The organism is Bacteroides zoogleoformans, from assembly GCF_002998435.1.
In the GTDB taxonomy this organism is placed as follows: Bacteria; Bacteroidota; Bacteroidia; order Bacteroidales; family Bacteroidaceae; genus Bacteroides; species Bacteroides zoogleoformans.
On the sequence record NZ_CP027231.1, the window covers coordinates 295,727 to 314,758 of the forward strand.

General features: G+C 48.6%; 14 protein-coding genes and 2 pseudogenes. 5 read left to right on the forward strand and 11 right to left on the reverse strand.

Going from position 1 to position 19,032, the window contains the following annotated elements:
- Positions 1-66 precede the first annotated feature (66 nt).
- Positions 67-1,206 (forward strand): dTDP-glucose 4,6-dehydratase, encoded by a 1,140-nt coding sequence (gene rfbB / locus C4H11_RS01310; RefSeq protein ID WP_106040160.1) that lies wholly within the window; start codon positions 67-69, stop codon positions 1,204-1,206.
- Between the two features lie 529 nt (positions 1,207-1,735).
- Here rfbB and menA read toward each other — a convergent pair.
- Together menA and C4H11_RS01320 are read right to left on the reverse strand one after the other, a co-directional pair.
- Complete coding sequence (gene menA, locus C4H11_RS01315) at positions 1,736-2,668, reverse strand: 1,4-dihydroxy-2-naphthoate octaprenyltransferase (RefSeq protein WP_106042992.1); 933 nt, start codon at positions 2,666-2,668, stop codon at positions 1,736-1,738.
- 32 nt (positions 2,669-2,700) lie between these two features.
- A complete protein-coding gene (locus C4H11_RS01320) occupies positions 2,701-5,667 on the reverse strand; it encodes a PEP/pyruvate-binding domain-containing protein (protein ID WP_106040161.1) in 2,967 nt (988 codons plus the stop codon).
- A gap of 266 nt (positions 5,668-5,933) precedes the next feature.
- Here C4H11_RS01320 and C4H11_RS14275 point away from each other — a divergent pair, with 266 nt between their 5' ends.
- Positions 5,934-6,242 carry a hypothetical protein gene (locus tag C4H11_RS14275; RefSeq protein ID WP_129588268.1) on the forward strand — a complete coding sequence of 103 codons (309 nt, stop codon included), beginning with the start codon at positions 5,934-5,936 and terminating at the stop codon, positions 6,240-6,242.
- A gap of 99 nt (positions 6,243-6,341) precedes the next feature.
- Here C4H11_RS14275 and istB read toward each other — a convergent pair whose 3' ends face one another.
- The 8 genes and pseudogenes from istB to C4H11_RS01370 all read right to left on the reverse strand — a co-directional run bounded on the left by istB (position 6,342) and on the right by C4H11_RS01370 (position 15,645).
- Positions 6,342-7,121 carry an IS21-like element helper ATPase IstB gene (gene istB / locus C4H11_RS01335; protein ID WP_106040164.1) on the reverse strand — a complete coding sequence of 260 codons (780 nt, stop codon included), beginning with the start codon at positions 7,119-7,121 and terminating at the stop codon, positions 6,342-6,344.
- Positions 7,122-7,131: 10 nt separating this feature from the next.
- Entirely contained in the window at positions 7,132-8,703 is a 1,572-nt protein-coding gene (gene istA, locus C4H11_RS01340; protein ID WP_106042995.1) for an IS21 family transposase, read from the reverse strand.
- A gap of 181 nt (positions 8,704-8,884) precedes the next feature.
- Positions 8,885-9,457 (reverse strand): annotated as a pseudogene (cas1, locus tag C4H11_RS01345) (CRISPR-associated endonuclease Cas1); the annotation flags it as partial.
- Positions 9,441-10,112 carry a CRISPR-associated protein Cas4 gene (gene cas4, locus C4H11_RS01350; protein ID WP_106040166.1) on the reverse strand — a complete coding sequence of 224 codons (672 nt, stop codon included), beginning with the start codon at positions 10,110-10,112 and terminating at the stop codon, positions 9,441-9,443. The pseudogene cas1 and the gene cas4, both read right to left, overlap by 17 nt.
- 4 nt (positions 10,113-10,116) lie before the next feature.
- The gene (gene cas7c, locus C4H11_RS01355; protein ID WP_106040167.1) at positions 10,117-10,977 is read right to left on the reverse strand and encodes a type I-C CRISPR-associated protein Cas7/Csd2; all 861 of its coding nucleotides are present in this window, start codon (positions 10,975-10,977) and stop codon (positions 10,117-10,119) included.
- 31 nt (positions 10,978-11,008) lie between these two features.
- A complete protein-coding gene (gene cas8c / locus C4H11_RS01360) occupies positions 11,009-12,760 on the reverse strand; it encodes a type I-C CRISPR-associated protein Cas8c/Csd1 (RefSeq protein ID WP_106040168.1) in 1,752 nt (583 codons plus the stop codon).
- On the reverse strand, positions 12,757-13,464 hold the full coding sequence (gene cas5c / locus C4H11_RS01365; RefSeq protein WP_106040169.1) for a type I-C CRISPR-associated protein Cas5c: 708 nt from the start codon (positions 13,462-13,464) through the stop codon (positions 12,757-12,759). The genes cas8c and cas5c overlap by 4 nt, the downstream gene beginning before the upstream one ends.
- Before the next feature lie 3 nt (positions 13,465-13,467).
- On the reverse strand, positions 13,468-15,645 hold the full coding sequence (locus C4H11_RS01370) for a CRISPR-associated helicase/endonuclease Cas3 (protein ID WP_106040170.1): 2,178 nt from the start codon (positions 15,643-15,645) through the stop codon (positions 13,468-13,470).
- A 271-nt stretch (positions 15,646-15,916) separates the two neighbouring features.
- Here C4H11_RS01370 and C4H11_RS01375 point away from each other — a divergent pair, with 271 nt between their 5' ends.
- From C4H11_RS01375 to C4H11_RS01385, 3 genes are all read left to right on the forward strand, one after another.
- Positions 15,917-17,137 (forward strand): ISL3 family transposase, encoded by a 1,221-nt coding sequence (locus tag C4H11_RS01375; RefSeq protein ID WP_106040171.1) that lies wholly within the window; start codon positions 15,917-15,919, stop codon positions 17,135-17,137.
- A gap of 151 nt (positions 17,138-17,288) precedes the next feature.
- Positions 17,289-17,867: a hypothetical protein gene (locus C4H11_RS01380; protein ID WP_205729975.1), complete on the forward strand. Its 579-nt coding sequence runs from the start codon at positions 17,289-17,291 to the stop codon at positions 17,865-17,867.
- Entirely contained in the window at positions 17,861-18,058 is a 198-nt protein-coding gene (locus C4H11_RS01385; protein WP_106040173.1) for a hypothetical protein, read from the forward strand. The genes C4H11_RS01380 and C4H11_RS01385 overlap by 7 nt, the downstream gene beginning before the upstream one ends.
- An 89-nt stretch (positions 18,059-18,147) precedes the next feature.
- On the opposite strand, the pseudogene C4H11_RS01390 reads toward C4H11_RS01385, so the two are convergent.
- Positions 18,148-18,901, reverse strand: a pseudogene (locus C4H11_RS01390) (IS982 family transposase).
- Positions 18,902-19,032: the final 131 nt, after the last annotated feature.

Here is a 19,032-nt window from a genome sequence, read left to right on the forward strand (position 1 = left end):
ACGGGAGGATACTCTAAAGCTCATCATTCAACATTCATCATTCAACAAAAAAAAACTCATAATCGCATGAAGACTTATCTTGTGACCGGTGCGGCCGGTTTTATCGGAGCCAATTATATCAAATACATACTGGCCAAACATGATGACATCAAAGTAGTGGTATTGGATGCCCTGACCTATGCCGGAAACCTGGGAACCATTGCCGACGACATCGACGACGTGCGCTGCTTCTTCGTGAAGGGAGATATTTGCGACCGCGCGTTGGTGGATGACCTGTTTGCCCGATATAAATTCGACTATGTGGTGAACTTTGCAGCCGAAAGCCATGTGGACCGCAGTATCGAGAATCCGCAACTCTTCCTGACGGTGAACATTCTGGGCACGCAGAACCTGCTGGACGCCGCCCGCCGCGCTTGGGTGACGGGCAAGGACCAGGCCGGCTATCCCGCTTGGCGCCCGGGTGTGCGCTATCATCAGGTCTCGACGGACGAAGTCTACGGCTCGTTGGGCGCCGAAGGCTACTTCACGGAGCAGACCCCGCTATGCCCCCACAGTCCGTACAGCGCATCCAAGACGAGCGCCGATATGGTGGTGATGGCCTATCACGACACCTACAAGATGCCCGTGACCATTACCCGCTGTTCAAACAACTACGGGCCCTATCACTTCCCCGAGAAGCTGATTCCGTTGATCATCAAGAATATCTTGGAAGGGAAGAAGCTTCCCGTCTATGGCGACGGCAGCAACGTGCGCGACTGGCTGTATGTGGAAGACCATTGCAAGGCCATCGACCTTGTGGTGCGCAAAGGCGCGGAGGGCGAAGTCTACAATGTGGGCGGCCATAACGAAAAGACCAACTTGGAGATCGTGAAACTGACCATCTCTACCATTCACCGCCTGCTGGAGGAAGAGCCCAAGTATCGCGAAGTGTTGAAGAAAAAAGAGAAGGATGCTGCCGGTCAGATTGATATCAGCTGGATAAACGAAGACCTGATTACCTTCGTCAAAGACCGTCTGGGGCACGACCAACGCTATGCCATCGACCCAACGAAGATTACCGAGGCCCTCGGCTGGCGTCCCGAGACGAAGTTTGAGCAGGGCATCGTGAAGACTATCGAATGGTACCTCAACCATCAGGACTGGGTGGGCGAAGTGACCAGCGGCGACTATCAGAAGTATTACGAACGGATGTACGGAAAGAGATAACCTGCTTTCTTAACCGGACAGAAAAAAGAGAGGGTGCCGATGTCTCTATGGAGGCGTCGGCACTCTCTCTATAGAGACGTTGCCTGCCTCTCTATAGAGACGTTGCCTGCCTCTCTATAGAGACACTGCCTCCCTCTCTATAGAGGTGTCGCCTCCCTCTCTATAGAGGTGTCGCTTGCCTCTCTATAGAGACGTTGTTCGCCTCTCTATAGAGGTACAGGCGGCCTCTTTATCAAGGTGCCGCTTCTCTCTCTATAGAGACGTTGTTCGCCTCTCTATAGAGGTACAGGCGGCCTCTTTATCAAGGTGCCGCTTCTCTCTCTATAGGGGTGCTGCTTGTCTCACTGCGGTGATGCTGCCTGTCTCACTGCGGTGACGTTACTTGTCTCACTGCGGTGACGCTGCCTGTCTCACTGCGGTGACGTTGCCCGCTTCACTGTGGTGACGTTGCCCACCTCACTGCGGTGTCGTCACCTGTCTCGCTTCGGTGACGCTTCTGCCCTCGCCGCAAGCTCTGTTTCGCTCGGATTTACATCAGAATGGCTGCACTGAGCAGCAATCCCATAAGCAGCATGTTGCGCGAGGTTTCGGCAAGTATGCTGTTCAGTTCTTTGCCGCTTCGTATCCGGCACATCCGTTGCCAGGTGCGTACATGAAAAAAGAGGTAGAGTGGCGGCATGAGCAGTGCGGCCGGGTTGACGGGCAGGGCGGGGCTGCTGATGAGGTCGTTGTCTATGCCGAACCGGAAGGAGAGCAGGGTGGCGACGATGCCCAGCCCCAGGTAGGCATAGCGCCCGAAAGGCTCGCCCAGGCGTACTATCAGTGTGCGCTTGCCGCTAAGGGCGTCTTGCTTGCGGTCGCGATAATTGTTCACTACCAGCAACGTGTCTGTCACCAATCCGCAGACGAGCGAGGCTACGACGACATCCGTCGTTATCTCGCCGGTTTGTACGTAGTAAGTTCCTGCCACGGGGATGAAACCGAAGAAAACCAGCACCGCCAAGTCTCCCCATCCGTGATAGGAAAGTATCGTGGTGTAGAGAAAGGCGGACAGGACACAGAGCGCTCCCGCTGCCGTCAGCTCCCATCCGCCGTAAGGCAGCCTGTCCCCGCATGCGTAGAGCAATCCGCCTCCGGCCAGGCACGCGAGGAGGATGGCGAGCCCGATGCCTTTCTTCATGGCCGTGGGCGTAATCCAGCCTTGTGCGCAGGCACGTTCCGGGCCGAGGCGGTCTTTGCGGTCGGTACCTTTCAGATGGTCGTAGAGGTCGTTGATGAAGTTGGCGGCCACCTGCATGCCGCAGGCAAAGAGCAGGCACAGCAGGGCGGGCAGGGGCTTGAACGCCTTGTGGGCAAGAGCCAGCGAAGTGGCTATCAGTACGGGGATAACGGCTCCCGTCAGCGTCTTGGGGCGGGCGGCGAGTATCCAGGCATGGATTGAGTTGGTCTTTATGGTTTCCATCATGTTCTTTTCTGTATATGGGAAAAAAGCGTTTACTCCGGCATCAGCACCACGCCTTGTTTCTTCTTTCCGTCCATCTTGACGATGAGGGGTTGCTCAAAGCGTACATGGCGCAGATACTTGGACTCGTAGGCGGCGGGCTGTGCGTTGAGGAAGTCCTGATTGTACACGCCGTCGTTCATGAAAGCGTTGATGGTGAAGTAGCCCACGCCGAACGAGGTCAGGTTCTGGAAGAAGTGCGTCCCTTGACTGGGGTCTATGCGGTAGTTGGTCAGTCCCGCCTCCACGATGATGCGGGCTGCGCTGATGTGGGGCCACTTCACGGGGATGCCCAGCCAGGTGTCGCTGCTTCCCCAGCGGCCGGGCCCCACAAGGATATAATTCTTGCCATCGTTGAGGAACTGTTGGTTCAGCTTTTCTATCTCCCATGCTATTTCTTGATTGTGCGAGGCGCTGTAATCGTTCGTCTTGACGTAGACCACATCGTGCATCTCGTTCATGACGCCATGCCCCAGCGAGTTGTTGGAGCGGAGCAATATGCGGTCGGCGGAGATGAGCGAGAGGTCTTCGTCCAGCATCTCCTTGCTGTCTACAATGGGGCGGATTTGCAACAGGTAGAAGGTGCCGGATTTGTCTTTCTCGTGGTTCAGGGTGGCGGCAAACTCTATTTCCACGGGGCGGCGCATCTCCTGTTGCCCGTATTTCAAGACCAGTTGCAGGATGCGTGCCAAGGGGAATACATCGTGCTGTAGGATATTGGCAAAGGTGATGACTTTACGTCCGCCGGGGTAGAGGCCGTCGCGAATCACTTGGTCGTATGGGTCGTAAGTCGAGGCGATGTAGTTCAGCGCTCCGTCCTTTTCGGCCTCCTTGACGTGGAGCTTCAGCAGATTGAAGCCGTCGTCTATCGAGAAATCCTGCCCCGCGTTGCGCAGGTCGAGGGCGTAGAACTGCGTCTGCGTCTCTTTCAGCGCAATCTCCATTTCGCTGGTCTGCAACACCTTGGTGGGGTGGTAGGGAGAGAAGCGCAGCGTCATGCCCCCGTCCACGATGTACTTGCCCAATCCCAGCGCCAGATTGACGGTTCCTTCTTCCGCCTTCTCGTCGCCGAGGGGGTAGTAATTGAGCGAGCGTGCCACGCCGGACATCGACGGATAGTAGCGGTCGCCGTAATAGTTGCCGGCCACCTCTTGCAGGATGACCGCCATTTTCTCTTGGTCGATGACGTTGCTCGTGGCCTGCATGTAGGCTTTGGAGTCGCGGAAGTAGACCGAGGCGTAGACCCCTTTGATGGCATCGCCCAGCATGCGCAGCATCTCGTACTTATCGTCCAGATAGGGAATCATGTAGGTGCTGTAGATGCCGGCAAAGGGCTGGTAGTGCGAGTCTTCCAGCAGCGAGGAGGAGCGGATGGCTATGGGCGACTTCACCACATCGAAGAATGTGAAGAAGTCTGCCACCAGACGGTCGGGAAGTTTGGCTTTCAGGAAGCAGCGCAGGATGGTGTCGTCGTCCGCATCCGAAAGAGCAATCTGATATAAGTTGTTGCTGTCCATGAACTCGTCGAACACATCCGTGCAGAGTACAACGGTCTTGGGGATGGCCACATTGGCATTCTCCAACTCCTCGAACTCGGGATGATGCTTCACCATGTTGTCGATGAATGCCAGTCCGCGCCCTTTGCCTCCCAACGAGCCGTCGCCTATGCGGGCAAAGTTGGAGTAACGGTCGAAGCGGTCGCGCTTGAACACCGCCACCACTCCCTGGTTCTTCATCTTGCGATACTTCACGATGGCCTCGAAGATGATTTTGCGGTGCGCGTCCACATCCTGCAAGCTGTTCCAGGTGATGGGTTTCAGGAACTCCGCCACCGGAAACATGGCGCGCGAATAGAGCCACCGGCTGACGTGGTTGCGGCTGATGTGGTAAAGGAACGACTCTGCCGGCACGGCGAACAGAATGTTCTGCAATTCCTTGAGGTTCTTCACGCGGGCAATCTCTTCCATCGTCTCCGGATTGCGGAAGATGAAGTCGCCGAAGCCGAAGTTGTCCGATACGATGCGGCGCAAGTCCACATCCACCTTCTTCGAGTTCTTGTCGATGAAGGCGGCGTCGTACTTGGCGGCATAGGCGGCGTTGTCCGACTCGGAAGACTGTATGACGAGGGGGACGAACGCATCTTCCTTCCGTATGGCGGCACAGAGCTTGATGCCCGCCAGTCCGTCTTTCTCGCCTCGCTCGGTGCGGGGGAAGCGCACGTCGGTGATGACACCTAATATGTTGTTCTTGTATTTTTCGTAAAGTCCGATGGCCTCTTCGTAGGTGCGCGCAAGAACGATTTTAGGTCGCCCCCTCATGCGCAGGGTGCGTTGGTGGGCGTTCAGCGCCTCGGTGGAGAACTCTTGGCTTTGCTTCAGGATGAACTTGTACAGGTTGGGGAGGATGGAGGAGTAGAACCGGATGCCGTCTTCCACCAGCAGGATGAGTTGCACGCCCACCTCGTTGACGTCGTGCTCCAGATTCATCTTGTCTTCTATCAGCTTGATGATGGACACCAGCAAATCCGTATTGCCCAGCCAGCAGAACACATATTCGAATGGAGTCAGGTCTTCGTTGGCTATGCGCTTGGTGATGCCGTGGCTGAAAGGCGTCAATATCACCATGGGGATATGCTCGTATCGGCTCTTGATGCTGCGTGCCGCGTCGAATCCTTCGTTGTCTCCCGTGCCCGGCATGCAGATGATAAGGTCGAAAGAGATGGAAGCGAGTTGTGCCAGCGCCTCGTCGCAGGTCGATACTTGCGTGAATCGGGGCGGGTAGCGCAGTGAGAGCGAGGTATATTCGTTGAATATCTTCTCGTCTATTCGCCCGTCGTCTTCCAGCATGAAGGCGTCGTAGGGGTTGGCTATCAGCAGGACATTGAAGATGCGCCTCGTCATGAGGTTGGCGAACTGCGTGTCCTTGAAATAAAGCTGGTTTAATTTGAACTTACTGAGCATGCTCTCTCTCGGTTGATGGTTTCAAGCCACAAAAGTAATAGAAATCAAACCTATTCGGACGGTTTCTCAGCCTCTTTTTTTATATTTGTGTGTAATATTGCATCCGTAAAACAATAGATGACCTATGTCTGCTTCATATCCGTTGCCGTATAAAACCGCCGCATGCGCACTCTTATTATTGTGTATGTTCGTTTTTATGTCTGCCGACTTGTTCGCCATTACAGTTTTCTCCCATTCTGACGGCTCCGCGCTAAGCCGCATGTTCGGTGAAAAGAAAGATGTGCTCTTATTCCTATCCATCGCAGGACAACATCAATTGGCGGAATGTGATATACCGCATAACCAATTGGCTTGTGACGAAGGTTGTCGTTCGCAATGACCGCAAGAAAAGCAAGCTGCCGACTGTGCTGATAGCCGATGATACGGAGCTTCCAAAAACAGGAGTGCATATGGAATCCATCGGCGAGATGTTCTCCCATGTGCATCAGAAGTGCATTCTCGGGTACAAGGCGAATAGGCGTAAATATTCCCTTTTGATATCCGGAAACCCATGTGGAAAAGCCACTCTACTTTGACCCTTTTGGCCAAACAGGATTGCCCACCTTGGCCATAATATGATTGCCCCTTTAAAGTCCTGGTGATAGGGGTCAATTTTATTTTATCCTTTTGATTCTCTAGTTTTTCTTAGACCTTAACTTGCGCATACTTTCACCGTACAACTCAATGGTATGGGCCGTATGAATGATTCGGTCAAGGATGGCGTCGGCTATTGTCGGATCACCAACCATGTCATACCAGTTGGACGATGGGTACTGCGAGGTTATGATAGTGGATTTCCTTTCATGCCTGTCCTCAATAATTTCGAGCAGGATGGGACGTTCCTTGGCATCAAGAGGTACAAGAAACAGGTCGTCAAGGATGAGTAACTGGCAACGCTCAATCTTCTTGAGCTCAGTTTCAAGTGTACCTTTGACTTTGGCAACCTTCAGTGCACCAAGCAGTTTGGGTGCATTGGCATAGAAAGTACGGAATCCCCTTTTGCATGCCTCGTGGCCAAGGGCACATGCCAGATAGCTTTTCCCTGTACCTGAAGAGCCGGTAATGAAGAGGTTCTGCCCCTTATGTACAAAGTCAAGGGTGGCGAGGCGTTCCATCTGATTGCGCTCAAGGCCCCGGTTTGTGGCATAGTCAATCTGTTCGAGATAAGCCTTGTATCGGAACGCCGCATTCTTAGTAAGCCGCACTATGGCAGCCTGGGCACGGTAATCCCATTCGCGTGCAAGGAGCATGGAAAGGAAGGTGTCCGCGGTCATGGACTGTGGAGTGGTGCCGGCAAGGCTTTCCCTGAAAGCCTCCGCCATACCGTGTAATTTCATGCGGCTCATCAAATCCAGTGATATGGTGTTCTGGTCTTGTTGTCCCGTTACGGGAGCTGTCTTATTATTTATTTCCATAATTTTAGCTTTATTGTTCCTGTTTGTCTTTTCTGTAATAGTCACGTCCACGTATATTCTTGTGGGTCAGTGGTGTCGGGGATGTCATGTCAGGCTGTATCCTCCCGTCCTCATCAGGAAGGAAATCCGCGTCTTCTCCCAGTTCAAGCACCTCGCGTAAGGCCTGATACCCGTATTGTAGCTTCTGTTCTGCGCAGGCGCAGGCAGCGACCAAACGGTCACGGCCGTATTTTTTCTCCAGCGTCAGTATGCCCCGACAGGATCTGAACGCTTTTGGAGGATATTGCATGACACGCTCCACTTCCCGGAGATAATTCAATACGATATTGTCTATTTCCGAGGCACGTCGGAAGAGTTCCTCAAGATCCTTGTCATAAGGACCATAGTGCCCCGGCAGGTTGTGCTCCTTTTTCCATGAATAGGTGTAGGGTATGTCACAGCGGTCGTGGATGGCGACAAGGTTCATGCTACAGTATATTTCCACCGTATCGGCATCATAGAGAATCGTCACACGCCTTCCTGCATATTCCTTCGGGACACTGTAATGGTGCCTGAACAACGAGACGTAGGAGTTCTTGCCCACGGTCATGAGTTTTCTCTCTTTCATCACGTAGCGTTTCTTAGGAAGCGGACGGAGATAGTCTTTCTCTCCACGCAGGAACATCTCCTTACGTGACGCCTCCCGACCGGCCATCACCTTTTCGTTGAAATCAAGCAGGGAAATACGGATGGCGGTATTGAGACCGTCCAGGCTGGAGAATGTCATCCCCTCTATGTCAAGGTAAACGGAACGGTAGAGAAGTTTCACGGTATTCTCAACCAGGGCCTTGTCCTTGGGGTGGCGTACACGGGCAGGATAGACCGCACAACCGTAATGCTCGGCAAAGGCGGCGAAATCATCATTGATGACCGGCTCGTTACGGTCGCTCCGTGTGACAGCTGCTTTCAGATTGTCGGGAACGATGGCCGCCGGGACACCCTCAAAATATTGCATGGCGTTCTCACATCCCCTTATCAGGTCTTCCTTGCGTTGTGACCATACGGCCTCACAGTAGGTATAATGACTGAACGGCAGGACAGCGACAAAGACCTCGGCCTTCTTCGTCTCGCCTGTCATCTCATCGACAACTTCAAGCCTGTCACCGGCAAAATCAACATACATCTGGTCGGCGGCATAGTGCTCGACATGGCCGACGACCTTGATGTGGAACTTGTACTGGCGGACTGCCCGCTTGAAGGAAGACAGCTGAAGACCGTCAGGATATTCAGCATGATACTCCTTAAACAGTTTTCTGACACTCATCCCTTTGCGTGTCAGGCGGGATACATATCCGGGAAGCAAAGCCTCTAATTCAATCCTTTTGGAAGAAGGCTCCCGACGTCGGGATTCCGTACCGCCAAACATCTCATGCAACTGCTCCTCGGAAAGGGAGAGAAGATGATCGATGCTTTTCCCACTTGAAAGGAACAGACGGACATACTTGCGGACAGTGTTACGGGAAGTATGGAACGTGGATGCCGTTTCCTTGATACCCATCCCTGCCGCATAACATCTTAAAATGTTCTTGATTCTTTTATTCATTTGCATAGATTTTATTATTACCCCTTACACCAGGACTCGGGTTCTCAAATCTACACAAAAAAAACTCTAACGACACTTGTACTAAGTGGTTAATGTTATTTTGGCCAAAAGGGGCAATCATATTATGGCCAAGGTGGGCAATCCTGTTTGGCCAAAAGGGTCAAAGTAGAGTGGCTTTTCCATTGCGTTCCACAAAGGGAAACTGGCTCTTGTTCTGAATAATGAGTTCAGAGAAAACGGAGAAATACTTATTTGCAGCGATACCTTCTATCCCTCTTAAGGAATCAAGATTATTAGTTTGAAGAGCTTCACGTTTGCTCATTTCAAGGAACGAGGCAGCCTCAGCCACCGCTTGGTTTTCGCCATTGTCGCGAAGGAATCTGTGCAGAATGTTCCGATAATTGAGAATTTTTGCTGATATCATGGTTTTGGCGAGATGGATTGATTTCTCTGGATTATCGGCCCAGTGTAACTGTTCTCTCCGTAGAAGCACATTCCCTTTTATTGGTCCTTGAACTCTACTGATAAATCTTCCAGATGGCGAGAGGAAGGTAAGAGAAACACCGTTGTCGTAGCATAATTTCATCAGTCCCGGACTTGCCCCCATATAACCAAAGGTAACAATCCCTTCAATATTGATAATTGGGATACGGAAGATTTCTTTCTGTTTGACAGACACAACAACGTTCTGTCCATCTTTGTAAAGATAAGACTCCGGAGTAGTGATGTATAACGTGTTAAGTAGTTTCCTCATACAAATTTCTTTTTATATAGAAGGAAGCATTTTTTACTTTCTTTTTCATGGGCATACATATATTTAACAGTGAACAGTTGTTGCAACATGGACGATAATCTGCCTGTGGTAAGTTTGTAGTTTCATAGATGGCGTGCATTTCGTCAGCGCATTGCTTTACTATGTCACGAAGTTGCTGTGTGAAAATAACTTTCTCGCGTCTTTTGGTTTCGGCATAAAATAGTGCACCTTCCCTAATCCGGATATTGTAGGCTTCTTCCAAACATATTGCTTGGGCAGTGAGCTGTACCTCATCTATTTGGTTTTTCTTTGGTTTCCCATGCTTGTATTCCACAGGGTAGGGAGTCCATCTGCCAGGATAATTAGGATGTAAGATGCTGTTATGCTCATCATCCGCAGGATGAAGTTCCACAACATCAGTCACGCCATAAAGTCCTAACTTATGAGATCCTACGCTGACAGAGCGGAGACATATATAGTCTCCGCATTTCTGTCGGTAGAAAGGGTCATCAACATGTCTGTGCAGGATATGTCCTTCTGTTGTGAGACGGTTGTCTTCCCACTGTTGCTCGATATGTATCAATGCCCACTGTCGGGGACAGAACCGATAGTGTTGAATCCCCGATAACATAAGCATTTCGTCATCTGTGTACATCGGATTAGATAAACTCTTCAACCTCTACTCCTTCGGGGACGTGGTCTCTGTCAATTGTGATGCTGTAATCTGCCACAGAGCGGGGAGTCTGGTCAGTCCTCTTCTCCACTTTTACAAGGTCGAACAATTGATTGGCCGGTGCGTTTCCAAGGATAGAACTGTGTTTGAAAACGATGAGTTTCTGTGCACTCATCAGTCCGCGTGCTGCCGACCGGTCAATGTCAAACATATTCTTCAAAGCCTCCCAGAACAGACTCAGGTCACCTTCGTCAAAGCCGGTCTGTTTGGCAAGATTGGCAGAGATGAATCCATGACAGGCATAGAGGGCATAGGGTACAGTGGCCTTGCGTCCCATGGTTCTGTTGTCCCCATTTTGCTTCTCGGAATCTTTTTCTGTAGCCACGGCCATTCTGGTGATGGAGTGCTCTGCTGTAGCAATGGAATCAATGGAACGCGCAAAAGTCATCTGAATGGGGCCGCGTACCTGACCGGCATTCTTTCCTGTTGACATGACAGCACCGAATGTGCGAATATCATAGTATTTTCTACACATCACGTTACGCGCTGCATCGCGTTTGGCGTCGGACTTGTCTCTGCTCTTGACGCTTTCGTCTTCATACGAGTCGTCAATCAATTTGTTAAGTACGGCTTTCTCCTTGATGAATATATCATACCCTTCTGCCAAATTCTTGATTGCTTGCACGTAGTTTCTTACTTTACGTTTAAGACATACGTCAGTTACAAGTCCCTGACCTGTTTCGGCATCAACACGAGGAAGATTGCCCGCATCGGGGTCACCATTGGGATTGCCGTCCACTACATCAAAGATGTAGACGAAATCGATTCTGTTCTTTAATTCACTCATGAGTCGTTGATATTTAAGTTATTATATTCTGTTATTTCTCTTCTTTCGCAGTATAGAACCATTGTGTCTGATGATAGTATCCGACAAAGAATCTGCCCTGGTCTTGCAAGTCCAAGTGGGCAGGAAAACCGTTGGAATTAATCTTGTCGACAATCTCTTGTTTTATTTTTTCATAAAACACCTTGCTTCCTTCACTAAGTTTTTCTGAATGATGGGAAGAAAGGTTCAAGATGGTTGCAAAAACGGAAGCTGGTGTTGTACTTGCAGCATTCATGTACCTCTCCTTGATAGAATGAATGTTATTCGCATCTGACTGTATCTTGTCAAGAACTGCGAATAATCGGCCACAGAGGTAGCCTTGGTTGGTGTTTTCTTTGTCTAACATAGCAATTATTTTTTTGTTCTGATCTGTTTTCCTATTCAAATATGCTTTCAGAATGGCAGCACGAGTGATGCCAATTTCCTGTTCGCACCTGATTCTGCGGATACAGCTGGCAAACAGGGTGTATGGATAGGGGAGTCCTTGGAATATGCTCTTTACCACGGCATCCGGGAGATTGGGTGTGGCATCTGAAGATTTCCCACCTAATGTCACGGCACTAAGCATGGAATGTAGCCCTATGTATGGCTTCTTCTCTTTCCGATTATCAACGATTTCCATGTCATCAAAATGACGGAGAATCATTTCCGCAAATTGCCTTAGAGGTTGCTCTGACCAATAAGTGACGGCAATGCGGGCACTGTTAGGTGCCAAGCCAAGAATATAGAACTTGTCATCCAGAGAAGTTTTCAGGCTTCCCGAATAAATAGAGTTCAGTAGCTTTTTGGCATTCTCTATATTTCTGTTTGGGTCATCGGCATCAGCAAATCCTATTAAGCTAAATAGAGAGTTCTCTGCTCCAAGGCCTACTTCGTCATTGGCAGAGGCCCAGAAAACGAAACTACGGTTGCCTATTAAGAACTTGTTGTGCGAATCTCTTGAAAGCATAGCGTTTAATGCAGTGGTATATTTAAACTCTGCCTCTGCTGATATTGGTGCGTTGAATCCCTTTTGTTTTCCATACGAGTCATAGCCGGAATTAACTTGGAAGGATACGAGTTTAGCGGTTGCCTGACTATTGGGTATGGGGGTTGCAGTTGTTGTCTCAACGATATTACCCTTTTTCCCAGAAATAAGACAATTGCCTTCCTTGGCATCTTGTTCATCAGCAGATGCATTAGAGAGCAGTTCTTTTTTTTCTGGCAATATTTGCGTGTCACCTTCAATAAGGAAAGAGATATTCTTGATGAGGTTCTTTTGGAATTCTGTCCATAAAGAATCTGCCTTCATATCTTCTAAAATACTTTTGCTCTGATAGAATGTATGTAAGGCACTTATATCATAGCGATTCGGGAACTTCTGGTGAAGGTCTTTGACAAGCTGTAAGAAAGTATCATGGCACTTTTTGTTCTTAATACGTTCTTTGTCCCTGGATTTCTCTTTCTCTGCAATCTTAGCATTGCTAAGTTTTGACTGGTCGTATGGAAAATTAGCGTCAGAGATGCCTAATACGTATGCAGGGTTATCCCATAGAAAATTCGTTCGCGGGGCATTACTGCGTCCTACAGACCTTGGTACGAGAAACATCTGTGCTCTCTTGGCATCTGTTCTCCTGTCTTCAAGTCGCACAAAGTGTCCATCCTTGTCAATAACGATGAGAAAGGACAGCTCTTTAAGTTCCATACCCAATTCTGGCAGATTTCCACACCTATCATAATAATCATATAATGCCTTAAGAATCATCTCAATACCTCCTCACTGTTTAATTCTGGAACTTGAATAACACCGTACTCCATTTTTGCCCTATAGAACATGGCTTCGGGCTTTTCATTGTTATGGGCAAAGTCCATGTCATACAGCATGATGCCTAAGTCTCGGCTTTCTTGGATAGGGGCATTCAATAGGTCTGTTTCAGGATATATCAGCCTAAATGATGCTGCACATTCACGTGTGCCTAAATAGGGCTGATTAAAGCACTGGCCCTTGGACGCACGACGCTCGAACATGGCGTTGTATTTACCCGGATTCTCATCTTTGTGCAGATGGTTCTGCTCTTTTTGGTCTATCTCTGGATTTTTACTTTCCCCGTATTTGCGGTCATGCTTAGGAATAAATACAAGCTTTGCACTGATGCGGTATCTCACATCCTTCAGCATCAGTGTATTCTTTTGTTGTCTTTTATCGTCCTCGATTATAATAGGTGTTTTGCCGGTAACGGCACCCACCTCGTTTCTTCTGACAGATGTCCATTTGATATCGTTGAGTACTTCGATTCTTGTCACTTGCCAGCGAATGGCAGGTTTCCAAAATATTGCCTCAAAGATGGCGCGTGCTGCTGAGGGGGTGATGACATCATAGCTTACGCGTTCTACTTTCAGTTCTGGTCGTGTGAAGCAGGCAATAGGCCCCCACACCTCCAATGTAAACTCCTTGTCAAAATGTTCCATATGCTATTTTATTAGTATTTCTTCTAACCATTGATTTTCTATCGTCAGTCCTGTATTGTCGTGGTAGAATGACGGACTTTCCACGCAATATACACCTTTGACAACTTCTTCTAAAGCTCCGGCCTCTGCCAGCTTCCTGAAATCGCTGGTTTTTATGTTTACACTGTATTGTGCCAATCTTTTCAGGAGTCGGTAGGAAATCCCCTTGTCTTTCAATTGGGTAACAAGTTCCATGCTGTTATGCCAATTGATGATGACAGAGATAGAATTGTCTTCTATAAGCTGGAAGTTGTGAGCAGCCGTTTCAAACTGCATCTGTTGTTTGTACAGCAACTGTAGGATGTCTGCCTTGTCAAATGTGCAGGAGCGGCTAAACAGTTGCTCAAAGTATTGTCGCATCGCTGCCGGTGCAAACCAGTCCAGTTCGGGAGGCAAGGCCAGACGTGCATTGTTGGTTTGAGTCATAAAGCCTTTCGGTAAAGGATGCTCTGCCGCAAGACTAAATACATAGGTAGGCGAGATGTCTTGCTTTCCCTCTCTGTTGCATCGACCTGCAGCTTGAAGAATAGAGTCCAATCCTGCTTCTTGTCGGAACACCACAGGGAAGTCTATGTCGATGCCTGCTTCAATCAGTTGGGTGGCAATGACCCTTATCACACGTTGGCCAGGGTTATTCAAGTATTCTTTAAGCAGGCGTAAAGTATCTTGGACATGGGCAGGGCACATCATCCTTGACAGGTGTAGGCAGAGACCGTCTTTGGATAACCTGTCATACAGTTCCTTGGCATCCCGGCGAGTGTTGACAATGCAGAGCACGCGGTCGAATTCCGCAATCCGCTTTGCTATATCATCGTATGAGGAGGGAGCATTGTCAACAACCAATTTTACCCGCCTTAGTTTCTCGTGGAGGTTAGCTTCAGTAGGGATAATTTCATGGATGTCTGGCAAACCTTGGAATACGTGCTGGTAATTAGTTCCCCGGTGATTCCCAACCAACACCGGCAGGCTGGCCGTGGTGAATAGTATTGAACAACCAAAGATACGTTTCAATGTGTCCAGTGAGTCAACGATAGGTTGAAGATAGTTGACGGGTAAGGTTTGCACTTCATCAAGAACCACTACGCTGTTGACAATGTTATGTAGTTTTCTGCATCGGGATGGCTTATTGCTGAACAATGATTCAAAGAGTTCCACTGTGGTGGTCACGATGACTGGGTAATCCCAGTTTTCAGTTGCCAGTTTTATTCGGTATTGTTCCTCTGTTTCATTTTCATTTTCGTTGCCCTCGTGGTTCATGTTGGAGTGATGCTCCAACACATTCTCCTCTCCCAAAATGTCTTTGAGTATATGGGCGGTCTGTATGATGATACTTGTATATGGTATGGCAATGATGATTCTGTCCTGACCGTTTTGTACTGCATGGCGCAATGCCCACAGAACTGACGACAAGGTTTTTCCTCCGCCGGTCGGAACCGTGAGGCTGTAGAAACCTTTCTCACGTTCACTTGACAGTCGGCACTGTTGCTGTACATAGTTTCGGATAATGTTCACTTCTGTTTCTGGAGTGATTTGTTTGAAGCTTTCCAACCTTGTTTCTAACTTCTCCAACAGTTCCCCTAATTGTGTATGATTGCCTCTGAGTGCGGCCGTTTTTGGATGCATAAAGGATTCTGTATCAAGATAATCTGCATCAACAAGGCAACTATATAACATCCTCTCCAAGTGATGTAGGTCTTTAGGCTGAAAGGGAAGAGGAGGGATGGTCAGTTTGATGTCAAACAAGCACTTCTCATCAACGTCCTCGGGAATGGTTTTCTTCAACAGTTCTTTTTTCTCGCCTTCGTCGTAAAGTCCCCGATGATGACCCATCAGTGGGTTTGCAAAGAGCATTGCAGCTTGAGGATAATATTTCTGTGCTATCAATGCCCCCACGTAAGCGTGGTGATAGTCACCGGACACTCTGATGGCGGGCTCCATTCCACTTGCTTTCTTGATGTGCTCTTGAAACGTACGTTGTTCTTTTCCCTTGTCGTGGAGTAGCCCCATCACCACTCCCCAGTTGCCCATGCCAAACTTGGATGCGAACGTCTTACACCGCTCTGCCACTCCTTTAGAATGCTTCTCATTGGATTGTTTTACCCAATGACCGTCTTGTTCTTGGTAAAGATGTGAAATGAACATGTTCCTCGGTTACACGGTTTTCTGTTTACTAAATGATTGAGCAGCCAAATGTTGCCCTGTGTTTTGTCATGTACAAATAAAATGTTTGCTTTATCGTTAAAGTGTAAAGTCACAATTTAAAAGCTGACATCGCAAAAATAAAAATAATTCTATTTTTCCAAAAATTTCTAAGTCCTTTTTGGCTCTTCCGACATTTCGAGTGATGGTATGTTAAAGAAGAAAACCGCTGAACAAATTGTATATTTGAATAACCACAAACAAATGTACATTTATGAACAGCAGTTTTCTATATCATGCGTGGGGGCTATACAATCACAAATGCACCCGTGAGGAATACAAAGGTAATACAATTATTCTGCATGTTGAAGCAAAAGAACGTCAAAATGAGTGTCCCAAGTGCGGATGCCGCCATTTGGTGAAGAATGGTTACCGTATGCGTGACTTTATCGGTCTTCCTGTTGGCGGCAAAAAGGTGATAGTCCGCATGAAAGTACAACGCTACAAGTGTAAGAACAAGGATTGTGATTACGACCGCCAAGAGAATATCCCCTTCGCCACAGGCAATTGCAGCTACACCCACCGTTTCGCAAGGTACGTGGTCGGATTGTTAAAGGCAATGACTTTGAAAGATGCGGCCAACCTGTTGGGAGTAACATGGGACACCATCAAAGACATACATAGCCGGTATTTGGAATACCATTACACCCCTCCTTCGTTGGAGGGTGTGGATTGTATCGGCATAGACGAGTTCGCCGTAAGAAGAGGGCACATATACAAGACAATAGTTGTCGACCTGAGGAGCGGACGTATCATATATGTTGGCGAAGGCAAAGGAGCTGATGCCTTGAACGGCTTTTGGAAAAGGGTAAAGCGAAAAGGCATTGACATCAAGTATGTTACCACAGACCTTTCTGCGGCATTCATTTCGTCCGTATATGAACATTGTCCCAATGCGCTTCATGTTTTTGACCATTTCCACGTGGTCAAGCTCATGAACGAAAAGCTGGATGACATACGCAGAGTACAGTACAACATGGAAAAGGATATCAATAAGCGGAAGGTCCTCAAAGGCACGAGATACCTCCTGTTAAGCAATGGTGAGGACATCTTTGACAAGGAATATAAAACGAGGCTTGACAATGCTCTGGACATGAACAAGCCTCTCTCGCAGGCATATTACCTCAAGGAGCAGCTCCGGGAATTTTGGACACAGATCAACAAGGAAGAGGCGGAGAAAGTAATGCTGGATTGGGTAAACCAGGCTAAAGAGAGCGAAGTGCCACAGCTGATGAAAATGGCTGCAACCATTATGGCGCATCGAACGGGAATACTCGCATGGTACGACTGCCATATCTCTACCGGCAAAGTGGAGGGCATCAACAATAAGATAAAAGTAATGAAAAGGAATGCGTACGGATTCAGGGATGAACGATACTTTGAGCTTAGGCTTTATGCACTACACGACTGCCGTATCACTCGAAATGTCGGATGAGCCTCCTTTTTTGCGTTTGATGTTATGGATTGTCGATTAAACAACGTTAAATCTGCATGAATGTTTGTTTTTGTTAAGTCTTATGCTACATAAAAGTGACACTACTTTGTCACCAGCAAATTTATAAATGCTTGTATCACGTTTTATATCAGTGTATTATAAAAAGTTGAATTACTCCTACATCGAGAACTATTACAACGCGATGGACAGCATCATCCGGCTGCTCGACGCCGGAGACGATGTGCCCTCCTGGCAGGAGACACGCTACCGGAAGATGCTCGACGGCCTGCGCATAAAGCGCACCGAGGACTTCGACCTGCTCTATCCCGTCGACCTGTCTTACCTCTTCTTCTTCCGTACCATCCCGTTTCAGAAGGAGGCTCTGGATGACGGGCTGGCTTCTTACTTCGAGCGCGCCGAGGGAAAAGCGGATGTTATATCCCTGCTGGAGCGGTGCCTGGCCAAACAGACGATTGCCATTGCCCTGCGCCGGTTCGATATCCTCGACTTCCCCGTCACCATCCGTAACCTGTTCGACGACTCCAAGGCTGCGCGGGATGGCGCTCAAGAACAAACCCGCATGCTTGAGCTGGCCGACAGGCTGGCCGGGGAAGTGAAGCGCGAACTGGCCGACGTGGACATGCTTCTGACGACGGAAGCCTCCGGAAGCGTCGATACCGACACATCGTTCAACCGTCCCGACGACATAATAATGCTGATGCCATGCTGACGATAGACTTTATGGTAAGGGGGGGGCAATACAGCATCCCCAATGCCTGGGAGGGGCTGAGCCCTTATCTGTTCCAAGCCCTTATACGCGACTTGTCGGCCTTTGCCCGGGGCGCCATGCCGGTGGCGATGGTGCGTGTCAACCATATACCCCAGTTCGGGATAATCCTTTTTGTTAAATATAAGTTTTAGTGTCTTCGGCTAGGTACACAAGAAGCTCTCCGTTCATGGGACATGGACGGTTATGCTGAAAATGTTTTCTTATTAAAAATGCGTTGCGCTTAAAAAAGGCTCAACAGTTTGGTGCTCTCGATGGTGTATCCACCAAGGGCTTTGGGTTTGTTCCCAAAGAAGCAGTATGCTCCCAGTGACCAGTTGTATGCCATCCTCGAAAAGGAAGTCAAAGAGCTTTTTCGAGATGTAGCCTTTGTCGGCAAAGAGCTTGCCGTACAGTCGTTTAGCCAACACCTCAAACACATTTGGATCCTTGTCGCTGACATTTGCGCCAGTGAGGACAAACGCAATAATCTCGCCTCTGTCATTGCAAGCCAGATGGAGTTTGAATCCATGGCACCAGCCCATGGTTCCCTTGCCATCATCCGTTGCAATGCCCTTGAACACCTTGTTGGCATACCGCCTAAGATTGTGGCACACGGGTATCATGGTGGAGTCCACAAATGTAATGCCCGTGCATCTGCCGAATACTTGGAGGTTCAGGAAGAACATCAGGGGGAAGAACACACGGCTCTCGAGTTCTACGAAACGGTTGTAAGACACCGCGTCAGGGAAAAACGACTTCAACATACCCTTGATGAAGAACAGATAATAGTGTTTGAAGTTGCGGAACGAACCGAAATGGAAATAGAGCAGAATGGTCATGATTTCGCTGTCAGACATGGATGCCTTGCGTCTTCTGCGCTTCACTCCGGCCTCACCCAAAAGCAGTTTTCCCGCATTTTCTGACTTAAATTGTTTGCAGAAATCATCAATAACACAAAATAAAGCAGTAACTTTGTAATCGGTAGTCTTAATCATGATGTTTGTAGCTAATTGATTATCACTTATAAAGGTACAAAATCTTGATTAGACTACCAACTTTTTCTCTTACTATTTTTCGACTTTCTTATCCCGAGCTGGGGTAATAACTGATTAAACAGTAACGGGAA